Source organism: Paracoccus hibiscisoli, from assembly GCF_005048265.1.
Lineage (GTDB): Bacteria > Pseudomonadota > Alphaproteobacteria > Rhodobacterales > Rhodobacteraceae > Paracoccus > Paracoccus hibiscisoli.
Map to the genome: position 1 here is coordinate 34,615 of NZ_SUNH01000004.1, position 17,706 is coordinate 52,320.

The window sequence follows — 17,706 nt, forward strand, 5'->3', positions numbered from 1 at the left end:
CCCTGCGCGGCGATGCTGCCCCGCAGCATTTTTAGCACGCACTGCGCCTGATCGGACGCAAATGGCCGCGTCCCGGGGGATGCGGCCATGCGGATCGGTCCAGTGCGGACCTATACTTTTCGGCAGGTCTGCGGTCAGGGGGCGGGCATTTCGATCTGGATCTTGACGTCGGTGTCGCGTGCCTCGACCGCGCGGTCAAAGGCCGCGATGCTGTCGGCAAAGGGCAGCGTGGCCGAGATCAGCGGCGTCAGGTCGACCTTGCCCGCCGCGATCAGCGCGATGGCGCGGTCATACATGTTGGCATAGCGAAACACGGTTTCCACCCGCAGCTCGCGGGCCTGCAGGCCGACGATGTCGACCGGCACCGGATCGACCGGCATGCCGACCAGCACGACCGTGCCGCCCGGACGCGCCAGCTGGGGCAGGCCAAGGATCGCGGGCGCCGCGCCCGAGCATTCGAACACCACGTCCGCGCCCCAGCCGTTCGTGGCCTGGGCGATGGCCTCTGCCGCGGGGGTGGTGCGTATGTTGATCGTCTCGATGCCCGGATAGGCGCCGATGATGTCCAGCTTGGGCTGCGCCAGATCCGAGACATAGACCTTGGCGCATCCCCCGGCCAGGGCGGCCAGCGCGGTCATCATCCCGATGGGCCCCGCGCCGGTCACCAGCGCGATGTCGCCCGGCTGGATGCGCGCGCGTGACGCCGCCTGCATGCCGATGGCAAAGGGTTCGACCATCGCGCCCTGGGCAAAGGACACGCTGTCGGGCAGGGCATAGGTATAGGCCGCCGGGTGCACGACCTGCGGCGTCAGGCAGCCATGGACCGGCGGCGTGGCCCAGAACTGCACCGCCGGATCGACATTGTAGATCCCCAGCTTGGCCGCGCGCGATGTGGGGTCGGGGATGCCGGGCTCCATGCAGACGCGGTCGCCGACCTTCAGGTGGGTGACGGCCTGGCCGACCTCGATCACTGTGCCGGAGGCCTCGTGGCCCAGCACCATCGGCTGTTCGACGACAAAGGGGCCGATCTTGCCGTGGGTATAGTAATGCACGTCCGACCCGCAGATGCCCACGGTATGGACCGCGATGCGCACGTCATTGGGCGTCATCGGCCGCCCCGCATCGATGGGGCGCAGCGACAGGCGGCCCCTTTCCTCCAGCACCAGTGAAGTGTCCATCGTCATTCCCCCCGTATCTGCGATCCGACCGCGATCAAGCGTGCGTGGCGCGCAAATGTAAATTGGCGCCGGGGCTTTGGGCGCAAAAATTTGCGCAGGCGGCAAAATTCTACCGATGCGGGGCGGGGATCTGCGCAGGGGATGGCTCCTTTGGCGTTGTATGCCCCGCGCGCAGGCCCCAGGATGAAGGCCGAACCAGGGAGTGCCGCGATGATCGAGGATTGGACCGACCGCTTTCCCGGCCTGTCGCGGCTGGAGGACAGCGTGCGCGCCACCCTGCGCGACAAAAGCACCGTGGTAAGCGTTCCCCAGGGCACCGTGATCTTTGGGCCGGGCAAGGCGCCCGACAGCCTGCTTTTGTTGCTGGAGGGGCGGGTGCGCGTCCAGCAGGTATCCGAGCAGGGCCGCGAGATCGTGCTGTACCGGGTCGAGGCGGGCGAAAGCTGCGTGATGACCACGGCCTGCCTGCTGGCCTATGACGACTATTCCGCCGAGGGCATCGCCGAGACCGCGATCCGCGCCGCCGCCATCCCGCGCGGGGTGTTCGACGATCTGGTGGCGTCGTCGGTGGCGTTCCGCACCTTCATCTTCACCGCCTATGCCCGGCGCATCACCGACCTGTTCCAGGTGATCGAGGAGATCGCCTTTCAGCGCATGGACATCCGCCTGGCGCAGAAGCTGGTCGATCTGTCGCGGGGCGCGGATCAGCTGCGCGTGACGCATCAGCAGCTGGCATCCGAGCTGGGCACCGCCCGCGAGGTCGTGTCGCGGCAGCTGGCCGAATTCCAGCGCCGCGGCTGGATCGGCTTGACCCGCGGCGCGATCAACCTGTCGGACCGGGCGGCGCTGACCGGGCTGGCGGCCCAGGACGCGAATTGGCGCGCCAGCGTGACATAGTCACCGACAGGGCCGCCCGCGCCATGCCATCACGGGGAAACCCATTGGCAGGAGGCCCCTCATGCGACCCAATATCGGCACCACCGACCGCGCCCTGCGCCTGGCCCTGGGCGTCATCCTGATCGCGCTGGCCTTGCTGGCCGGTCTGGACGGCGCGCTGCGCGTGGCGGCCCTGGTCGCGGGCATCGTGATGGCGGGAACCGCCGCCATCCGGTTCTGTCCCCTCTACACCCTGTTCGGCCTGCGCACCTGCCGCCGCTGAGGACCTGTCATGACCCCATACCCCGTGGAACTAGATATCCGCCCCGAGGTCACCGGCTTTTTCGACGTGGCCACCAACGCGATCACGCATGTCGTCCAGAACCCGGCGAGCGATGCCTGCTCGGTTGTCGATTCCGTCATGGACATCGACTATGCCGCCGGTCGCATCACCTATGACCATGCCGATCATCTGTCCGCCGCGCCCTATGTCCAGCAGGCGTTGGGCCGTCGACGGTCTTTACCCAGCCCCCCATGCCGATCAAATGCGCGGGCGCGCCGCAAAAGGCCATGTACCTGTCGGGCGATGCCTGGCACCGGGCGGGCGTTCTCAAGGACATCGACATCCAGTTCATGAATGCCGGCGGGGTGCTGTTCGGGGTCAAGGACTACGTCCCCGCGCTGATGGAGTATGTGCGCAAGTACGACGCGACGCTGAATTTCCACCACACCCTGACCCGCATCGACGGCCCGGCCCGCAAGGCTTGGTTCACTGTCACCGAACCCGACCAGCCCGCGCGCGAGGTTCAGGTCGATTTCGACATGATCCACGTCACGCCGCCCCAGACCGCGCCGGACTTCATCCGCGTGTCTCCGCTGGCGGATGCGGCGGGTTGGGTCGATGTGGACCCCGCCACCCTGCGCCACAAGGCGCATGAGAACATCTGGTCCCTGGGCGACGTGATGAACGCGCCCAACGCCAAGACCGCCGCCGCGGCGCGGATGCAGGCCCCGGTCGTGGCCGACAACCTGGTCGCCGATATCGACGGGCGACCGGCCGTGTCGCAATATGACGGCTACGGCTCGTGCCCTCTGACGGTCGAGCGCGGCAAGATCGTGCTGGCCGAATTCGGCTATGGCGGCAAGCTGCTGCCCAGCTTTCCGCGCGCGCTGCTGGACGGCACCAAGCCCACGCGCCGCGCCTGGTGGCTGAAGGAGCGAATCCTGCCGCCCGTCTATTGGCAGGGCATGCTGCGCGGTCGGGAATGGCTGGCCAAGCCCGACCCGATCGCGGCAGAGTAAGACAACTTTGAACGGACGCCCGAATTGAAGACCCTGCGCAACTATTTCCCGATCCTGACCTGGGGCCGTCACTACGACCGCCAGACCCTGTCCGACGACCTGCTGGCGGCGGTGATCGTGACGATCATGCTGATCCCGCAATCGCTGGCCTATGCGCTGCTGGCGGGGCTGCCGCCGCAGGCGGGGCTTTACGCCTCGATCGCGCCGATCATCCTTTATGCGGTGTTCGGGACCAGCCGGGCGCTGGCGGTGGGGCCGGTTGCGGTCGTGTCGCTGATGACCGCCGCCGCCATCGGCGCCATCGCCGAACAGGGCAGCATGGGCTATGGCGTCGCGGCGCTGACGCTGGCCTTTCTGTCGGGCGCGATCCTGGTGCTGATGGGCGTGCTGAGGCTGGGTTTCCTGGCCAATTTCCTGTCCCATCCGGTCATCGCGGGGTTCATCACCGCATCGGGCATCCTGATCGCGGTCAGCCAGACCAGCCATATCCTGGGCGTCAGCGCGGGCGGCCATACCCTGCCCGAGATGGTGATGGCCCTGATCGGCGCGCTGCCGCAGACAAACCCGGTCACGCTGATCATCGGGGTGGCGGCCACGGGGTTCCTGTTCTGGGTGCGGCGGGGGCTGAAGCCACTGTTGCGCCGCGCGGGGCTGAGGCCACGCGCCGCCGATATCGTGACCAAGGCCGGGCCGGTGCTGGCGGTCGTGGCCAGCACGCTGGCGGTCAGCCTGCTGGACCTGCAGGCGCAGGGCGTGCGGGTCGTGGGCGTGGTCCCGCAGGGCCTGCCGCCGCTGACCCTGCCGTCGCTGTCACCCGACCTGATCGGCCTGCTGCTGGTTCCGGCGCTGCTGATCTCGGTCATCGGGTTCGTGGAATCCGTCTCGGTCGCGCAGACGCTGGCCGCCCGGCGCCGTCAGCGCATCGACCCGGATCAGGAGCTGATCGGCCTGGGCGCCGCCAACCTGGGCGCGGCCTTTACAGGGGGAATGCCCGTCACCGGCGGCTTTGCCCGGTCGGTGGTGAATTTCGATGCGGGCGCGGCGACCGCGGCGGCGGGCGCGTTCACCGCCATCGGGCTGGCCATCGCCGCGCTGGCGCTGACGCCGCTGATCCACGACCTGCCCATCGCCACGCTGGCCGCGACGATCATCGTGGCGGTGCTGTCGCTGGTCGATCTGGGGATCCTGCGCCGGGCCTGGGCCTATTCGCGCACCGATTTCCTGGCCGTGGCCGCGACCATCCTGCTGACCCTGACCCTGGGGGTCGAGGTGGGCGTGTCGGCGGGCGTGCTGCTTTCGGTGGCGCTGCATCTGTACAAATCGTCGCGCCCGCATGTGGCCGAGGTGGGGCTGGTCCCCGGCACCCAGCATTTCCGCAACATCCTGCGCCACGCGGTCCAGACCGACGACGCCGTCCTGACGCTGCGCATCGACGAAAGCCTGTATTTCGCCAATGCCCGGTTCCTGGAGGATCACGTGGCCGACCGGGTGACGCCCGACTGTTCGCTGCGCCATGTCGTGCTGATGTGTTCGGCCGTGAACGAGATCGACCTCAGCGCGCTGGAGAGCCTGGAGGCGATCGCCCATCGCCTGCACACGATGGGCATCACCCTGCACCTGTCCGAGGTCAAGGGCCCGGTGATGGACCGTCTGAAATCGACCGATTTCCTGGCCCATCTGACCGGCCGGGTGTTCCTGTCGCAATACGAGGCCTGGGAGGCGCTGCGGGGGCAGGGGGTCATCGTGCGACAGCCCCCACCCCCCGCCCCGGTCAGATGATGCGGACCTGGGTGCCGACCGGGCTCATGGCGAACAGCTCCTCGATCTTTTCGTTATACAGGCCGATGCAGCCGTCCGACGACAGCCGCCCGATCTTGCGCGTGTCATGCGTGCCGTGGATCAGATAGGCGGGCCAGGACAGATACATCGCATGCGTGCCAAGCGGGTTGTCCGGTCCCGGCCCCATGGGGCGGTAATGGGGAAACCGCTCCATCATCGAGGCGGTGGGGGTCCAGCTGGGCCCCTCGACCTTGCGCACGATCTCGGTGCGGCCGCGCTTGGTCAGCTCCTCCGACAGCGGGACCGAGGTCGGATAGATCCGGTGCGTCTGCCCGTCGCCCGACCAGAAATGCAGCGCGCGCGACCGGGTGTCGCAGACGATCACCCCCTGGCCCAGGCTGTCGAAATGGTCCTGCCAGCGCTGCATGGTAAAGCCGCTGGCATTGCGGTCCGGGCCGCCCTGCGCGCGGGCCAGCGCCGGGGCGGCCAGCCCCGCGGCAATCATCAGGCCAAGCGTGCGGCGTCGGGTCAATGCTGTCATCTGTCGTTCCTTGTCGTGGTCGGTTTGGGTTTCCTGGCGCGACCTTGGCCGCGCCGGTTCAGGCCGCACGGCGGGCGGTGGCGATGGCCCCGCGCAGGGCGGCGCGGTCCAGCGCGCCCGCATGGGTCGTGCGCCCGACGATGAAGGCCGGCGTGCCCTGCAGCCCCAGCCCCGCCGCATGCTGCGCGTTGCGCCCGATCAGCCCGTCCCACCGCGCCCGGTCGCGCCCATAGGCGGCCAGCAGCGCCTGCGGGTCGAACCCCGCCGCGCCAAGCGTGCGGCGCAGGTCATCCTCGGTCAGGCGGCCGGGGGTGGCCATCAGCGCGGCCTGCGCATCGGCATAGCGGTCCGCGCCCAGCACCATCTGCGCCGCCAGGACCGAGGTTGCGCCCAGGATCGGCCAGTCCTTCATGATCAGCCGCACGTTTCCGTCCGCCGCGATCTCGGCCATCAGGTCGTCATGGCCGCGCTTGCAGAAGGGGCACTGATAGTCAAAGAACTCGGCCACGGTGACGTCGCCTTGCGGGTTGCCCAGCACCGGCTGATCGGGGTCGAACAGCACCGCCTGGGCATCCGCATCCCGGGCCGAGGTGCCAAGGAACCGGGACAGGCCGACCGCGCCCAGGGCCGCGACGCCAAGGCCCGTGCCCCCGGCCAGGATGGCGCGTCGGGTGGCAGTCATGGCGTGCCTCCGGTGATGTCTGTGATGTCATATGCGGCGGCGGTGGCGACGGGGGCGGCTGCGGCGCCGGGCTGCGTGGTGCCCATGCCCGTCTGCGCCTGGCTGAGGACGACGACCTTGGCCATGCTGCGGGTGTTCTCCGCCAGGTGGATGATGTCCTGGTTGAACAGCCGGATGCAGCCCGCCGACGAAGCCGTGCCGATCGATTGCGGGTCGGGTGTGCCGTGGATGCGATAGAACGTGTCGCCCCCCGAATTGTGGATATACAGCGCGCGCGCACCCATCGGGTTTTCCAACCCGCCCTCGACGCCGTCTGCCGAGGGTCCGTAATGCGCCGGGTTCTGGGCCAGCATGTCGTCGGTGGGGGTCCAGCGTGGCCAGTCGCGCTGATAGGGGGTGTGCGCCTCTCCGGTAAAACCGTATCCGGCGGCGCCGACCCCCACGGAATAGCGTATGAGAATTCGTGTCATCACGCGCTGCTACTGGAAAGCCCAGCTTAAGTCAGCCTCAAGGTGAATGCACGAAACCGTCAGCGCGACATCGTGAAAGGACCGCCATGCGTTTGCTGATCGTCGAGGATGACCCGGTCCTGTCGGATGGGCTGCGCGTGGGGCTGGGCCTGTCGGGCTTCACCGCCGATGCGGTGGGCACGCTGGCCGATGCCCGCGCGGCCCTGCGCGACAGCGATTTCGCGGGGGTCGTGCTGGACGTGATGCTGCCCGACGGGCTGGGCACGACCCTGCTGGCCGAGATGCGGGCGGCGGGCCAGACCCTGCCCGTGCTGCTGCTGACCGCCCGCGACCGGGTGCGCGACCGGGTCGAGGGGCTGGACGCGGGCGCGGACGATCACCTGGGCAAGCCCTTCGATCTGGACGAATTGGCCGCGCGGCTGCGCGCCATGCTGCGCCGCCATCAGGGCCGGGCGCGCCCGCTGCTGCACTGGAACGGCATCGACCTGGACCCCGCCGCCCTGACCGCCACCCGCGACGGCGCGGCCCTTCGCCTGTCGCGGCGCGAATTCGCCATCCTGCATGCGCTGGTCGACCAGCCGGGCCGCATCCTGTCGCGCGCCCAACTGGAGGAGCGTCTGTATGGCTGGCAGGAGGATGTCGAAAGCAACACGGTCGAGGTCCATGTCCACCACCTGCGCGCCAAGCTGGGCCGCGACGTGATCCAGACGGTGCGCGGCGTGGGATACCGCGTGGCGGGGGCGGCGTGATGTCCATCCGCCTGCGCCTGATCGTCGTGCTGACCCTGGTGACGGGGGTGCTGTGGATGTCGGCGGTGCTGTGGATCGCCGGATCGACGCGCGCGCAGGTCGAACGCGTGCTGGACGCGCGGCTGGCGGAATCGGCCAATATGGTCAGCTCGCTGATCTCGGACCAACGGATCGCGGTCGAGGCCGAGGGTCCGGTCCGGGTCCCCATGCCCGCCACGACGGATCTGTCGCGTCAGCTGTCCTGCCAGATCTGGTCGCTGCGTGGCGATCTGATCGGCGCATCCCAGGGTGCCCCCGATGCGCGCATGGCCCTGACCGAGGGGTTTTCGACCACCGTCATCGACGGCGTGCCCTGGCGCGTCTATGCGGTGCGCAACCAGCAGCTGGGGGTGCGGGTGATGGTGGGCGACCGGGTCGACATGCGCGACGGGCTGGTCGCCGGGGTGGTCTCGGGGCTGCTGTGGCCCGCGGCGGTGCTGTTCCCGCTGTTGGCAGGGTTGATCTGGCTGTCGGTGGGGCGGGGCCTGGCGCCGCTGGCGCAGCTGGAGGCCGCGTTGCGCGCGCGGCGTCCCGACGATCTGCGCCCCCTGCCGGATGCCCGCGACCCGCGTGAAATCCGCCCCGTGCGCCGCGCGCTGAACCGCCTGTTCCAGCAACTTGACCAGATCCGGCGGACGGAGCGCGACTTTACCGCCTTTGCCGCGCATGAGCTGAAGACCCCGCTGGCGGGTCTGCGCATCCAGGCGCAGGTGGCGCGCCGGGCCACCGACGCCGCCACCCGCGACCGCGCGCTGGACGCCATCGCCGTGTCGGTCGATCGCAGCGACCGGATGGTGCGCCAGCTGCTGGAGCTGGCCGCGATCGACCACGAATCCGCCCCGTCAGGCCCGCTGGACCCCGCCGCCCTGATTGCCGAAATCGTGCAGGAGGCCCAGGCCCAGGCCAGCGCCGCGCAGGTGCGGCTGGTGGTCCGGGCTGGGCCGCTGGACCTAATTCACGCGCCCCGCGTCCTGATGCACAGCGCCCTGCGCAACCTGGTCGAGAACGCGATCCAGCATTCCCCGCCCGGGGGGCAGGTCACCGTATCCGCCAGTCGCGGGGCGTCGGGGCTGTGCCTGGCGGTGACCGATCAGGGGCCGGGCATCGCGCCGGAGGACCGCCACCGGGTCACGCGCCGCTTTTGGCGGGGGCGGGCGGCGACGGGGCAGGGCAGCGGGTTGGGGCTGGCCATCGTCGCGGCGGCGGTCGCGCATCTGGGCGCCCGGCTGGATCTGGACGCGCCCGATGGCGGGCAGACGGTGCGGATCACCCTGCCGGTCCCCTCGCAGCGGTCCTAGGCCCGCTACCAGCGCAGCAGGCGTTGCCCGGCCAGGGCACCGATGCCGGTGCCGATCAGGATCGCCAGCCCGTACCAGGTGGTGAAGAACAGCGGCGAATCCTCGGTGCAGTGCAGGGCATAGCCCGCCGCCGTCCCGGCCGCGGCCGCCATGCCGATCAGTGCCCCGGTCCGCGCCGGGCGCAGCGAGGCACCGCGCCGCAGCACGATCAGCCCGACCAGCGTGGCCGGGGCCGACAGCGCGGTGATGGACAGAAGGCAGGCCGCCGCGCTGTGGCCCAGCAGTTCGGGCAGGATCTGGCCCGACGGCACCTGCACGCCGCGCGCCAGAAACAGCGCCAGCGCCGCCGCCGCGGGCAGGATCAGCAGGCCGGGCCGCACCACCCGCCCCGGCCGGGCCGAGCGCAGCGCCAGCACCAGCGCCGGCACCGCCAGCGCCAGGGGCAGCAGCGACTTGGCCAGGATGGCCGGGTCCGCCAGCGCCTGCCCCAGATTGGCGCGCAGGCCGATCAGCCACAGGAACAGCCCAAGGCTGATCGTCAGGGCGGCCACGACCGGTCCGGCCAGGCCCCGGGCGGTCAGGGGCGGCGGCGGCGGGCTGGCCGCCAGGCTGCGGATCAGCGCTTCGGTGGAGGGGCGTTGGGTCATTTCATCCTCTCGGCCAGCTCGGCCAGACGCTTCATTGCGCGATGCAGCACGACGCGGGCCGTGCCGGGGGTCACGCCGATCCGGGCGGCGGCATCCTCGGTGCTCTGGCCCTCCAGCCGGACGGCGCGGACCAGCGCGGCCGAACGCGCGTCGATCATCCCCAACATGCGGTCGGCATCGCGCGCGGCCAGGGGGGCAGGGCCGGGATCGGCGGCCAGCATCTCTGCCACATCATCCAGCGGCAGATGCACGCGCCGCCCCCGCCTGCGGAACGCGTCGACGACCTTGTGGCGCGCCACCGCATACAGCCAGAACCGCACCGGCCCCGTACCGTCCCAAGTGCCGCGCTTCAGGTGGATGGCCAGCAGAACCTCCTGCAGGATGTCCTCGTGCAGATCGGGGGGCAGGCCGCGGCCCCGCGCGCGGATCAGCCCGCGCAGCCGCGGCGTGACCTGGGTCAGGAACTGCAGAAAGGCCGCGCCGTCCCCCTGGTTGGCGCGGTGCATGAGATCATCCCAGATGCGGTCCTGATCCAGCGCCCCCTCCGTCCGTGATCGCATCACATTAGCCTGCCGGGCCGGGCCGGGGCAATGCCAGGCAAGGGCCTGCGCATCGGGCGTCATCGCACCCGCGCCTCCAGCCGCAGCAGGTGATCCAGCGACCACCGGCCCGGCCCGTGCACCGCCACCGCCAGCAGCGTCGCGGCCCACAGCCCATGCGTGACCCAGGCCCCCGGATAGACGAAGATCTGGATCACCGCCGTCATCGCCACCAGCCCCATCGCCGACAGCCGCGTCAACAGCCCCAGCACCAGCAGCACAGGCAGCAGATGTTCCGCCACCGTCGCCATCACCGCCGCCCAATCGGACGGGATCAGCGGCAGCGCGTATTCATGTTCGAACAGGAACCAGGTCGAATCCCGGATGGTCAGCCCGTCGACCTTGGTCCGTCCCGACTGCCAGAAGACGGCAGCCGGGAACAGCCGCAGCATCAGCGCCACGGGGTCAGGCGGGATGCGGGCGGGCAGGGCGTTCAGGCGGGCGATCATGGTGCGTGCACTCCGATGACGGCGCCCTGACGCATCAGCGCGACAAGACGCGGGGTGGGGTCGTGGCCGGGCGGGACGGCGCGGGCCAGGGGTGCGCCCTGCTGCAGCGCCTCGATCAGGGCGGCGTCGGCGGGGGGGAGCGCCTCGACCGGCACATTAAAGGCGAGGTCGCGCAGGATCAGCGCGATCTGGGGGCCCTGCGGCAGGGGGGCGGGGGCGGCGCCGGGCTGGTTCACGGCCCAGATCGCCACTGCCGGATGATCCAGCCGCAGCACCGTGACCGAGGGGTGCAGGATCAGCCGCAGGCGGTCCGGATCGGCGCCCGCCAGCATGGCGGGCGGCAGGGGCGCCGCGTCGGGGGCGTGAAAGGCGCGGCCCCGCGCATGCTCGATGCGCGCGACATCGGCCATGTAGGGCCAATCCGACAGCGGCGGAAACCCGGCCAGAAACGCCGCAAAGCCCGCGCCCCATTCGGCCAGCACGGGGTTGCGGGGCGGGTCCTGCGCCAGATAGGCCCGCGCCAGCGCCGCAAAAAAAGCCGGTCCCACCAGCCGCGCGATCACCGGAAAGCGTGCGGCCAGCGCCTGCCCCAGGCTGACCGCGACGTTGTTGCGATAGACCGCCATGCGCCGCGCCGCGTCCGGCTGATCCGCGATAAGACCCGGCGGCAGGGGGGCGCCCCGCAGGGCTGCGTGAAAGGCCGATTGGGTCGCGTCAGGCATGGGCATGCACCCCGGTCAGGATGCGGTCGGCGCGCGCGGCCTCGGCCGCGAGGACCGGCCAGTCGGGCAGGTCATTGTCCCATTCCACCAGCGTGGCGCAGGGGCCGATGCGGGCGATCACCTCGGAATAGAGGGTCCAGACCGGGTCGGCCACCGCCGCGCCATGGCTGTCGATCAGCAGCGGCCCGCCCGGCAGATCCTCGGCCGCATGGCCGCCCAGATGGATCTCGGCCACGGCCTGCATCGGGAAATCGGCCAGATAGGCGCGCGGATCGGCGCGGTGATTGGTGCAGGAGACAAAGACGTTGTTCACGTCCAGCAGCAGCCCGCAGCCGGTGCGCGCGGCGATGCGGGCCAGAAACTCGGTCTCGGGCAGGGTGGATGCCGCGAACAGCAGATAGGTCGCGGGGTTTTCCAGCAGCATGGGGCGGCCCAGGGCCTCCTGCACACGGTCGATATGGTCGCAGACGCGGTCCAGCGTGGCGGGCGTATAGGGCAGCGGCAGCAGGTCGTTGAGGTATTCCGCGCCGTGGCTGGACCAGGCCAGGTGTTCGGAAAAGCTCTCGGGTTGATACCGGTCGCACAGTGCCCGAAGGCGGGCCAGATGCGCGCCGTCCAGCGGCCCGTCCCCGCCGATCGACAGGCCCACCCCGTGGACCGAGATCGCGTGATCGGCCCGCAGCGCGGTCAGCTGCGCATGGGGCAGGCCGCCCGCGCCCATATAGTTCTCGGCATGAACCTCGAAAAAGGCGGGCGGGTTCGGGTCGCGGCGGATGGCGGCGAAATGCTGGGGCTTGAACCCCAGACCGGCGCGGGCGGGCAGGCGGGTCATGGCATCCTCCGGGGGATGGGGATGGGCGCGACCAGGGCCGCGCCCGTTCGGGACCGGGCGATGGCGTCAGGCGGGCAGGTCGCGCGACAGCGGCTCCAGCGAGGCTGCGCGGGCGGTGCCGTCGGCGGCTGCCGGCAGTTCGGTCGACAGGCAGGTGCCGGTCGGCACCAGCGTCCAGGCGTTGCCTTGATAATCCACGGTCGAGGTGCCCGCGCAGGTCGTGCCGGGGCCGGCGGCGCAGTCGTTCTGCCCGGCCATCGCGACGCCATAGCATTTCTCCATCTCCTGCGCCTGCGCGGAGGTGGCGGCCATGGCACCCAGGGCGCAGGCCAGAGAGGCCCCGAAGGCCAGGCGGGACGTGAATGCGGTCATGATGTGATCTCCCTGTCGGGGAAGGCCCGATGCCTTCCTGTCTGCCGGATCGCGGCAGGAGGGGGATGCGTTACGGCGGGCCCGCGATTTTTTCCGCAGGCCCGGTTCAGGAAGTCAGACCGCGCGATACAGCGCCAGATCGGGGGCCATCGCCTGACGCAGCGCGGCCTCGGCCGGGTCGGCCAGGTGCACGTCGACGCTGGGGGGGACGTTGATGCGCGGCAGTTCGATCGCGCAATCCAGGCGGCCCTCCAGGAAATCGACGAAGCTGTCGATTTCCTCATAGCGGAAGATGCGGTCGACCTGCGCCGCGCCATCGGTCAGGAACGCGTGCTGGCTGCCGATACCCAGATCGTGGGGGCCGCCATCCCCGGCATAGCGCGCCGCGAAATCGGCAAAGCTGACGCCGTGCATCGCGTGGTCGGGGTCGTCGTCATCGTCGCGCAGCTTGAACCGGTACCAGCTGCGCAGCCAGTCCACCGGCTCGCGCATCAGGGCCACCGTGGTAAAGTCATGGCCGGTCTGCGCGGCCAGCCACGGACCCACAAAGCGGCGATAGGTGCCGATATCGGTATGCTTGAGCGCGCCGGGCCGCTGCAGCGCGGCCGAGGCCAGCGATTCCAGGGCCATCTCGATCGCGGTGGAGCCTGCCTTGGGCGTCGCCAGAAAGACCAGCCGCTGTTCCCAGAATATCAGCATGACGGTTGCCCGATCCTTGTTGTCGCTGCCCGGAGCGGTGGATAGCGGCCCGTCCGGGGCCTGTAAACGCTTTGTTAACCGCTGGCGGGCGATGCTGAGCGTGGCGAATCGTCTATTAACCACAACGTCCTTGAAAACTGGCCGGGGATGGCGCATCTAGTGGTGAACAAGACAAGAACATCCGGTCGGTCGAATGGATTGCCCCGCCCGGAGGGCTGTGAAATAACGTGGGGATCACATGGCACAGGCGAGCATCTTCGACATGACGGACAAACGCGCAGCGGATAAGCAAAAGGCGCTGGACAGCGCCCTGGCCCAGATCGAACGGCAGTTCGGCAAGGGCTCGATCATGAAGCTGGGCAAGGACAATCCCGTGGCCGAGATCGAGTCGACCTCGACCGGATCGCTGGGCCTGGACATCGCGCTGGGCATCGGCGGCCTGCCGAAAGGGCGCATCATCGAGATCTTCGGGCCCGAAAGCTCGGGCAAGACCACGCTGACGCTGCATGTCGTGGCCGAGGAGCAGAAAAAGGGCGGCGTCTGCGCCTTTGTCGACGCTGAACACGCGCTGGACCCGCTTTACGCGCGCAAGCTGGGCGTGAACCTGGACGAGCTGCTGATCAGCCAGCCCGACACGGGCGAGCAGGCGCTGGAGATCGTCGACACGCTGGTGCGGTCGGGCGCGGTCAGCCTGGTCGTGGTCGACTCGGTCGCGGCGCTGACGCCCAAATCCGAGATCGAGGGCGACATGGGCGACATGCAGATGGGCAGCCAGGCCCGCCTGATGAGCCAGGCCATGCGCAAGCTGACCGCCAGCATCGGGCGCAGCAACTGCATGGTGATTTTCATCAACCAGATCCGCATGAAGATCGGCGTCATGTTCGGCAACCCGGAAACCACCACGGGCGGCAATGCGCTGAAATTTTATGCCTCGGTCCGCCTGGACATCCGCCGCACCGGCGCCGTCAAGGACCGCGACGAGGTCGTGGGCAACGCGACCCGCGTCAAGGTGGTCAAGAACAAGGTTGCGCCGCCCTTCCGTCAAGTCGAGTTCGACATCATGTATGGCGAGGGTATCAGCAAGGTCGGAGAACTGATCGACCTGGGCGTCAAGGCCGGCGTGGTCGAGAAATCGGGCGCGTGGTATTCCTATGGTGACGAGCGTATCGGTCAGGGCCGCGAGAACGCCAAGCAGTTCCTGCGCGACCGCCCCGAGGTGGCCTTTGCCATCGAGGACAAGATCCGCGCCAGCCACGGCCTGGAATTCGGCGTGGCCGAAGGCTCGGAAACCCCCGAGGACGATTCCCTGACGGAATGAGGCCTGCGGCGTCATGCTGACCGGACGGGGCGGGAGCGATCCCGCGCCGTTTTTCGTGGCGATGGGGTCGTCGCGTGCAGGGGGTTGCTGGACAGGGCTGCGGGCGGGGGATAGACCAAGTCCCAAGCCCGGCCTGGCCGGAAACACCCCTGCGATGAAGGCCCGCCATGCCCAGTCTGAATGACATCCGCTCGACCTTTCTTGGTTATTTCGAGAAGAACGGCCACCGCGTCGTGGACAGCAGCCCGCTGGTGCCGCGCAACGACCCCACGCTGATGTTCGCCAATTCCGGCATGGTGCAGTTCAAGAACCTGTTCACCGGGGTCGAGACGCGCGACTACAACCGCGCGACCACCGCGCAGAAATGCGTGCGCGCGGGCGGCAAGCATAACGATCTGGACAATGTCGGCTATACCGCGCGGCACCATACGTTCTTTGAGATGCTGGGGAATTTCAGCTTTGGCGACTATTTCAAGGACCAGGCGATCGCCCATGCCTGGGAATTGCTGACCCGCGAGTTCGGCATTCCCAAGGACCGGCTGCTGGTCACCGTCTATCACACCGATGACGAGGCGGCCGAGATCTGGAAGAAGGTCGCGGGCCTGTCCGACGACCGCATCATCCGCATCCCCACGGCGGACAATTTCTGGCAGATGGGGCCGACCGGACCCTGCGGCCCCTGCACCGAGATCTTCTTCGATCACGGCGACAAGATCTGGGGCGGCCCTCCGGGATCGGCCGATGAGGATGGCGACCGCTTCATCGAGATCTGGAACCTGGTCTTCATGCAGAACGAGCAGTTCGAGGACGGGTCCATGCGTGCGCTGGACATGCAGTCCATCGACACCGGCATGGGGTTGGAGCGGATCGGCGCGCTGTTGCAGGGCAAGCACGACAATTATGACACCGACCTGATGCGGTCGCTGATCGAGGCGTCGGCGCAGGCGACCAGCGCGGACCCGGACGGGCCGGGCAAGGTGCATCACCGGGTGATCGCGGATCACCTGCGCTCGACCAGCTTCCTGATCGCGGACGGGGTGATGCCCAGCAATGAGGGGCGCGGCTATGTGCTGCGCCGGATCATGCGCCGTGCGATGCGGCATGCGCATATGCTGGGCGCGCAGGACCCGGTGATGCACAAGCTGGTCCCGGCGCTGGTGCGCCAGATGGGCGCGGCCTATCCTGAGCTGACCCGTGCGCAGGCCATGATCGAGGAGACGCTGCGGTCCGAGGAGACGCGGTTCCGCCAGACGCTGGACCGGGGTCTGCGGCTGCTGGACGACGAGCTGTCCAAGCTGCCCGAAGGGGCGGATCTGCCGGGCGAGGCGGCGTTCAAGCTGTATGACACCTTCGGTTTTCCGCTGGACCTGACGCAGGACGCGCTGCGCGAAAAGGGTCGCGCGGTGCAGATCGAGGGCTTTGACGCCGCCATGGCCGAGCAGAAGCGCATGGCGCGGGCGGCCTGGTCGGGATCGGGCGAGGCTGCCGATGCGACGATCTGGTTCGAGCTGGCGGAAAAGCACGGGGTCACCGAATTCCTGGGCTATGACACCGAGGAGGCCGAGGGCCAGGTCACCGCGCTGGTGATCGACGGCACGGATGTGGCCGAGGCGGGCGAGGGCGCATCGGTCGCCATCGTGGTGAACCAGTCGCCCTTCTATGCCGAAAGTGGCGGTCAGGTCGGCGATCAGGGCGTGATCCGCACCGAGACCGGCGCGGCGCGTGTCACGGACACGAAAAAGGTCGCGGGTGTCTTTATCCATCAGGCTCAGGTCACGATGGGCACGATCAGCCGCGGGCAGGGCGCGCAGCTGGTGGTGGATCATGACCGCCGCGGCGCGATCCGGGCGAACCATTCGGCGACGCACCTGCTGCACGAGGCGCTGCGGGGTGCGCTTGGCGATCACGTCGCGCAGCGGGGCAGCCTGAACGCGCCCGACCGGCTGCGGTTTGATTTCAGCCATAACAGCGCGGTGACGGCGGATGAGATGGCGCGGATCGAGGCCGAGGTGAACGCCTATATCCGCCAGAACAGCCCGGTCGAGACGCGGATCATGACGCCCGACGATGCGCGGGCCCTGGGCGCGCAGGCGCTGTTCGGCGAGAAATACGGCGACGAGGTGCGCGTCGTGTCGATGGGCGCGCAGCCGGGCAGCGGCAAGGGCGCGGATGGCGCGACCTATTCGCTGGAGCTGTGCGGCGGCACGCATGTGGCGCGGACGGGCGATATCGGGGCCTTCGTGCTGCTGGGCGATGCGGCCTCCAGCGCGGGCGTGCGGCGGATCGAGGCGCTGACGGGGCAGGCGGCGCTGGCCCATCTGCGCGACGCCGACAGCCGGTTGGGCGAGATCGCGGGCATCCTCAAGGCGCAATCGGCCGAGGTGGTGAACCGCGTCCGCGCCTTGGCCGACGAGCGTAAGGCCTTGGTCAATGAGGTCGCGCAGCTGAAGCGTCAGCTGGCCATGGGCGGCGGCGACGAGGCCGAGGAGATCGCAGGCGTCAAGTTCATCGCCCGCAAGGTCGAGGGCGTGGGCGGCAAGGAACTGGGCGCGCTGGTCGATGAGATGAAGGCCGGTTTGGGCAGCGGCGCGGTGCTGGTCCTGGCAGAGGATGGCGGCAAGGCCACGGTCGCCGCGGGCGTCACGCCGGACCTGACCGTGCGGATCAGCGCGGTGGCGTTGGTGCAGGCAGCGACCGCCGCACTGGGCGGCAAGGGGGGTGGCGGCCGCCCCGACCGGGCGCAAGGCGGGGCCCCCTCGCTTGCGGCCGCGGAAATGGCGTTCCAGGACGCCCGCAAGATCATCGAGGACAGCAAATGACAGCGCTTTGGATTGCCCATGTGACCGTGACCGACCCTGACGCCTATGGCCTGTATGCCAAGGCCGCGGGGCCGGCGATTGCCGCGCATGGCGGTGTGTTCCTGGCCCGCGCCGGCCGCTATCATGTGCTGGAGGGTGCGGATCGCGCCCGGCATGTGGTCGCGCGGTTCCCCAGCCTTGATGCGGCGGTTGCCTGTTATCACAGCAGTGAGTACCAGGCAGCGCTGGCCCATGCCAAAGGCGCCAGCGAACGCGACCTCGTGATCGTGGAGGAGACGCCGCCCCCGTCGGAATAGGTGAATCCTTCAGACTTTCGTGCTAGTCCTGTCACAAAA

19 protein-coding genes and 2 pseudogenes are annotated in these 17,706 nt (G+C 69.2%); 10 read left to right on the forward strand and 11 right to left on the reverse strand.

Annotated features, from left to right (window positions below; genetic code table 11):
* Window positions 1-134: 134 nt before the first annotated feature.
* Window positions 135-1,178 (reverse strand): NAD(P)-dependent alcohol dehydrogenase, encoded by a 1,044-nt coding sequence (locus tag FA740_RS01805; protein ID WP_136855070.1) that lies wholly within the window; start codon window positions 1,176-1,178, stop codon window positions 135-137.
* 210 nt (window positions 1,179-1,388) lie between these two features.
* Here FA740_RS01805 and FA740_RS01810 point away from each other — a divergent pair, with 210 nt between their 5' ends.
* The 5 genes and pseudogenes from FA740_RS01810 (at window position 1,389) to FA740_RS01830 (ending at window position 5,135) form a co-directional block, all read left to right on the forward strand.
* Window positions 1,389-2,075: a Crp/Fnr family transcriptional regulator gene (locus FA740_RS01810; RefSeq protein ID WP_136855071.1), complete on the forward strand. Its 687-nt coding sequence runs from the start codon at window positions 1,389-1,391 to the stop codon at window positions 2,073-2,075.
* 61 nt (window positions 2,076-2,136) lie between these two features.
* The gene (locus tag FA740_RS01815; protein WP_136855072.1) at window positions 2,137-2,337 is read left to right on the forward strand and encodes a YgaP family membrane protein; all 201 of its coding nucleotides are present in this window, start codon (window positions 2,137-2,139) and stop codon (window positions 2,335-2,337) included.
* A gap of 9 nt (window positions 2,338-2,346) precedes the next feature.
* Window positions 2,347-2,562, forward strand: a pseudogene (locus tag FA740_RS19985) (MBL fold metallo-hydrolase); the annotation flags it as partial.
* A gap of 8 nt (window positions 2,563-2,570) precedes the next feature.
* A pseudogene (locus tag FA740_RS01825) lies at window positions 2,571-3,356 on the forward strand (NAD(P)/FAD-dependent oxidoreductase); the annotation flags it as partial.
* Window positions 3,357-3,380: 24 nt separating this feature from the next.
* Window positions 3,381-5,135: a SulP family inorganic anion transporter gene (locus FA740_RS01830; protein ID WP_136855073.1), complete on the forward strand. Its 1,755-nt coding sequence runs from the start codon at window positions 3,381-3,383 to the stop codon at window positions 5,133-5,135.
* On the opposite strand, the gene FA740_RS01835 is transcribed toward FA740_RS01830, so the two are convergent.
* From FA740_RS01835 to FA740_RS01845, 3 genes are read right to left on the reverse strand one after another with little or no spacing between them, the layout of a single operon-like run.
* A complete protein-coding gene (locus tag FA740_RS01835; RefSeq protein ID WP_136855074.1) occupies window positions 5,128-5,676 on the reverse strand; it encodes a L,D-transpeptidase in 549 nt (182 codons plus the stop codon). The genes FA740_RS01830 and FA740_RS01835 overlap by 8 nt on opposite strands.
* A 58-nt stretch (window positions 5,677-5,734) precedes the next feature.
* Window positions 5,735-6,358, reverse strand: a complete 624-nt coding sequence (locus tag FA740_RS01840) for a DsbA family protein (protein ID WP_136855075.1) — start codon at window positions 6,356-6,358, stop codon at window positions 5,735-5,737.
* Window positions 6,355-6,828, reverse strand: coding sequence for a L,D-transpeptidase (locus FA740_RS01845; protein ID WP_136855076.1), 474 nt, complete (start codon window positions 6,826-6,828; stop codon window positions 6,355-6,357). The genes FA740_RS01840 and FA740_RS01845 overlap by 4 nt, the downstream gene beginning before the upstream one ends.
* An 86-nt stretch (window positions 6,829-6,914) precedes the next feature.
* On the opposite strand from FA740_RS01845, the gene FA740_RS01850 reads away from it, so the two are divergent.
* Entirely contained in the window at window positions 6,915-7,577 is a 663-nt protein-coding gene (locus FA740_RS01850) for a winged helix-turn-helix domain-containing protein (protein ID WP_136855077.1), read from the forward strand.
* Window positions 7,577-8,914 (forward strand): ATP-binding protein, encoded by a 1,338-nt coding sequence (locus tag FA740_RS01855; RefSeq protein WP_246053404.1) that lies wholly within the window; start codon window positions 7,577-7,579, stop codon window positions 8,912-8,914. The genes FA740_RS01850 and FA740_RS01855 overlap by 1 nt, the downstream gene beginning before the upstream one ends.
* Before the next feature lie 5 nt (window positions 8,915-8,919).
* Here the strand turns inward: FA740_RS01855 and FA740_RS01860 are convergent, their stop codons facing one another.
* The 7 genes from FA740_RS01860 to FA740_RS01890 all read right to left on the reverse strand — a co-directional run bounded on the left by FA740_RS01860 (window position 8,920) and on the right by FA740_RS01890 (window position 13,234).
* Window positions 8,920-9,561 carry an NrsF family protein gene (locus tag FA740_RS01860; protein ID WP_136855079.1) on the reverse strand — a complete coding sequence of 214 codons (642 nt, stop codon included), beginning with the start codon at window positions 9,559-9,561 and terminating at the stop codon, window positions 8,920-8,922.
* Window positions 9,558-10,121, reverse strand: coding sequence for a sigma-70 family RNA polymerase sigma factor (locus FA740_RS01865; protein WP_246053406.1), 564 nt, complete (start codon window positions 10,119-10,121; stop codon window positions 9,558-9,560). The genes FA740_RS01860 and FA740_RS01865 overlap by 4 nt, the downstream gene beginning before the upstream one ends.
* Before the next feature lie 59 nt (window positions 10,122-10,180).
* Window positions 10,181-10,609: a DoxX family protein gene (locus FA740_RS01870; protein ID WP_136855080.1), complete on the reverse strand. Its 429-nt coding sequence runs from the start codon at window positions 10,607-10,609 to the stop codon at window positions 10,181-10,183.
* A complete protein-coding gene (locus FA740_RS01875) occupies window positions 10,606-11,331 on the reverse strand; it encodes an HvfC/BufC N-terminal domain-containing protein (RefSeq protein ID WP_169306191.1) in 726 nt (241 codons plus the stop codon). Before FA740_RS01875 ends, FA740_RS01870 begins: the two co-directional genes overlap by 4 nt.
* Window positions 11,324-12,163 carry an MNIO family bufferin maturase gene (gene bufB / locus FA740_RS01880; RefSeq protein ID WP_136855082.1) on the reverse strand — a complete coding sequence of 280 codons (840 nt, stop codon included), beginning with the start codon at window positions 12,161-12,163 and terminating at the stop codon, window positions 11,324-11,326. Before bufB ends, FA740_RS01875 begins: the two co-directional genes overlap by 8 nt.
* 66 nt (window positions 12,164-12,229) lie before the next feature.
* Complete coding sequence (locus FA740_RS01885) at window positions 12,230-12,535, reverse strand: BufA1 family periplasmic bufferin-type metallophore (protein WP_136855083.1); 306 nt, start codon at window positions 12,533-12,535, stop codon at window positions 12,230-12,232.
* Window positions 12,536-12,649: 114 nt separating this feature from the next.
* Entirely contained in the window at window positions 12,650-13,234 is a 585-nt protein-coding gene (locus tag FA740_RS01890; RefSeq protein ID WP_136855084.1) for a sulfotransferase family protein, read from the reverse strand.
* Window positions 13,235-13,472: 238 nt separating this feature from the next.
* Here FA740_RS01890 and recA point away from each other — a divergent pair, with 238 nt between their 5' ends.
* From recA to FA740_RS01905, 3 genes are all read left to right on the forward strand, one after another.
* Entirely contained in the window at window positions 13,473-14,552 is a 1,080-nt protein-coding gene (gene recA, locus FA740_RS01895; RefSeq protein ID WP_136855085.1) for a recombinase RecA, read from the forward strand.
* Window positions 14,553-14,719: 167 nt separating this feature from the next.
* Window positions 14,720-17,371 (forward strand): alanine--tRNA ligase, encoded by a 2,652-nt coding sequence (gene alaS, locus FA740_RS01900; RefSeq protein ID WP_136855086.1) that lies wholly within the window; start codon window positions 14,720-14,722, stop codon window positions 17,369-17,371.
* A complete protein-coding gene (locus tag FA740_RS01905) occupies window positions 17,368-17,667 on the forward strand; it encodes a DUF1330 domain-containing protein (RefSeq protein WP_136855087.1) in 300 nt (99 codons plus the stop codon). Before alaS ends, FA740_RS01905 begins: the two co-directional genes overlap by 4 nt.
* Window positions 17,668-17,706 lie beyond the last annotated feature (39 nt).

What these genes read in the sequence shown, in the direction of transcription:
- FA740_RS01805 (WP_136855070.1), bottom strand. Translation starts at nt 1,178, where the DNA reads ATGGACACTTCACTGGTGCTGGAGGAAAGGGGCCGCCTGTCGCTGCGC.
- FA740_RS01810 (WP_136855071.1), top strand. Translation starts at nt 1,389, where the DNA reads ATGATCGAGGATTGGACCGACCGCTTTCCCGGCCTGTCGCGGCTGGAG.
- FA740_RS01815 (WP_136855072.1), top strand. Translation starts at nt 2,137, where the DNA reads ATGCGACCCAATATCGGCACCACCGACCGCGCCCTGCGCCTGGCCCTG.
- FA740_RS01835 (WP_136855074.1), bottom strand. Translation starts at nt 5,676, where the DNA reads ATGACAGCATTGACCCGACGCCGCACGCTTGGCCTGATGATTGCCGCG.
- FA740_RS01840 (WP_136855075.1), bottom strand. Translation starts at nt 6,358, where the DNA reads ATGACTGCCACCCGACGCGCCATCCTGGCCGGGGGCACGGGCCTTGGC.
- FA740_RS01845 (WP_136855076.1), bottom strand. Translation starts at nt 6,828, where the DNA reads ATGACACGAATTCTCATACGCTATTCCGTGGGGGTCGGCGCCGCCGGA.
- FA740_RS01850 (WP_136855077.1), top strand. Translation starts at nt 6,915, where the DNA reads ATGCGTTTGCTGATCGTCGAGGATGACCCGGTCCTGTCGGATGGGCTG.
- FA740_RS01855 (WP_246053404.1), top strand. Translation starts at nt 7,577, where the DNA reads ATGTCCATCCGCCTGCGCCTGATCGTCGTGCTGACCCTGGTGACGGGG.
- FA740_RS01860 (WP_136855079.1), bottom strand. Translation starts at nt 9,561, where the DNA reads ATGACCCAACGCCCCTCCACCGAAGCGCTGATCCGCAGCCTGGCGGCC.
- FA740_RS01865 (WP_246053406.1), bottom strand. Translation starts at nt 10,121, where the DNA reads ATGCGATCACGGACGGAGGGGGCGCTGGATCAGGACCGCATCTGGGAT.
- FA740_RS01870 (WP_136855080.1), bottom strand. Translation starts at nt 10,609, where the DNA reads ATGATCGCCCGCCTGAACGCCCTGCCCGCCCGCATCCCGCCTGACCCC.
- FA740_RS01875 (WP_169306191.1), bottom strand. Translation starts at nt 11,331, where the DNA reads ATGCCTGACGCGACCCAATCGGCCTTTCACGCAGCCCTGCGGGGCGCC.
- bufB (WP_136855082.1), bottom strand. Translation starts at nt 12,163, where the DNA reads ATGACCCGCCTGCCCGCCCGCGCCGGTCTGGGGTTCAAGCCCCAGCAT.
- FA740_RS01885 (WP_136855083.1), bottom strand. Translation starts at nt 12,535, where the DNA reads ATGACCGCATTCACGTCCCGCCTGGCCTTCGGGGCCTCTCTGGCCTGC.
- FA740_RS01890 (WP_136855084.1), bottom strand. Translation starts at nt 13,234, where the DNA reads ATGCTGATATTCTGGGAACAGCGGCTGGTCTTTCTGGCGACGCCCAAG.
- recA (WP_136855085.1), top strand. Translation starts at nt 13,473, where the DNA reads ATGGCACAGGCGAGCATCTTCGACATGACGGACAAACGCGCAGCGGAT.
- alaS (WP_136855086.1), top strand. Translation starts at nt 14,720, where the DNA reads ATGCCCAGTCTGAATGACATCCGCTCGACCTTTCTTGGTTATTTCGAG.
- FA740_RS01905 (WP_136855087.1), top strand. Translation starts at nt 17,368, where the DNA reads ATGACAGCGCTTTGGATTGCCCATGTGACCGTGACCGACCCTGACGCC.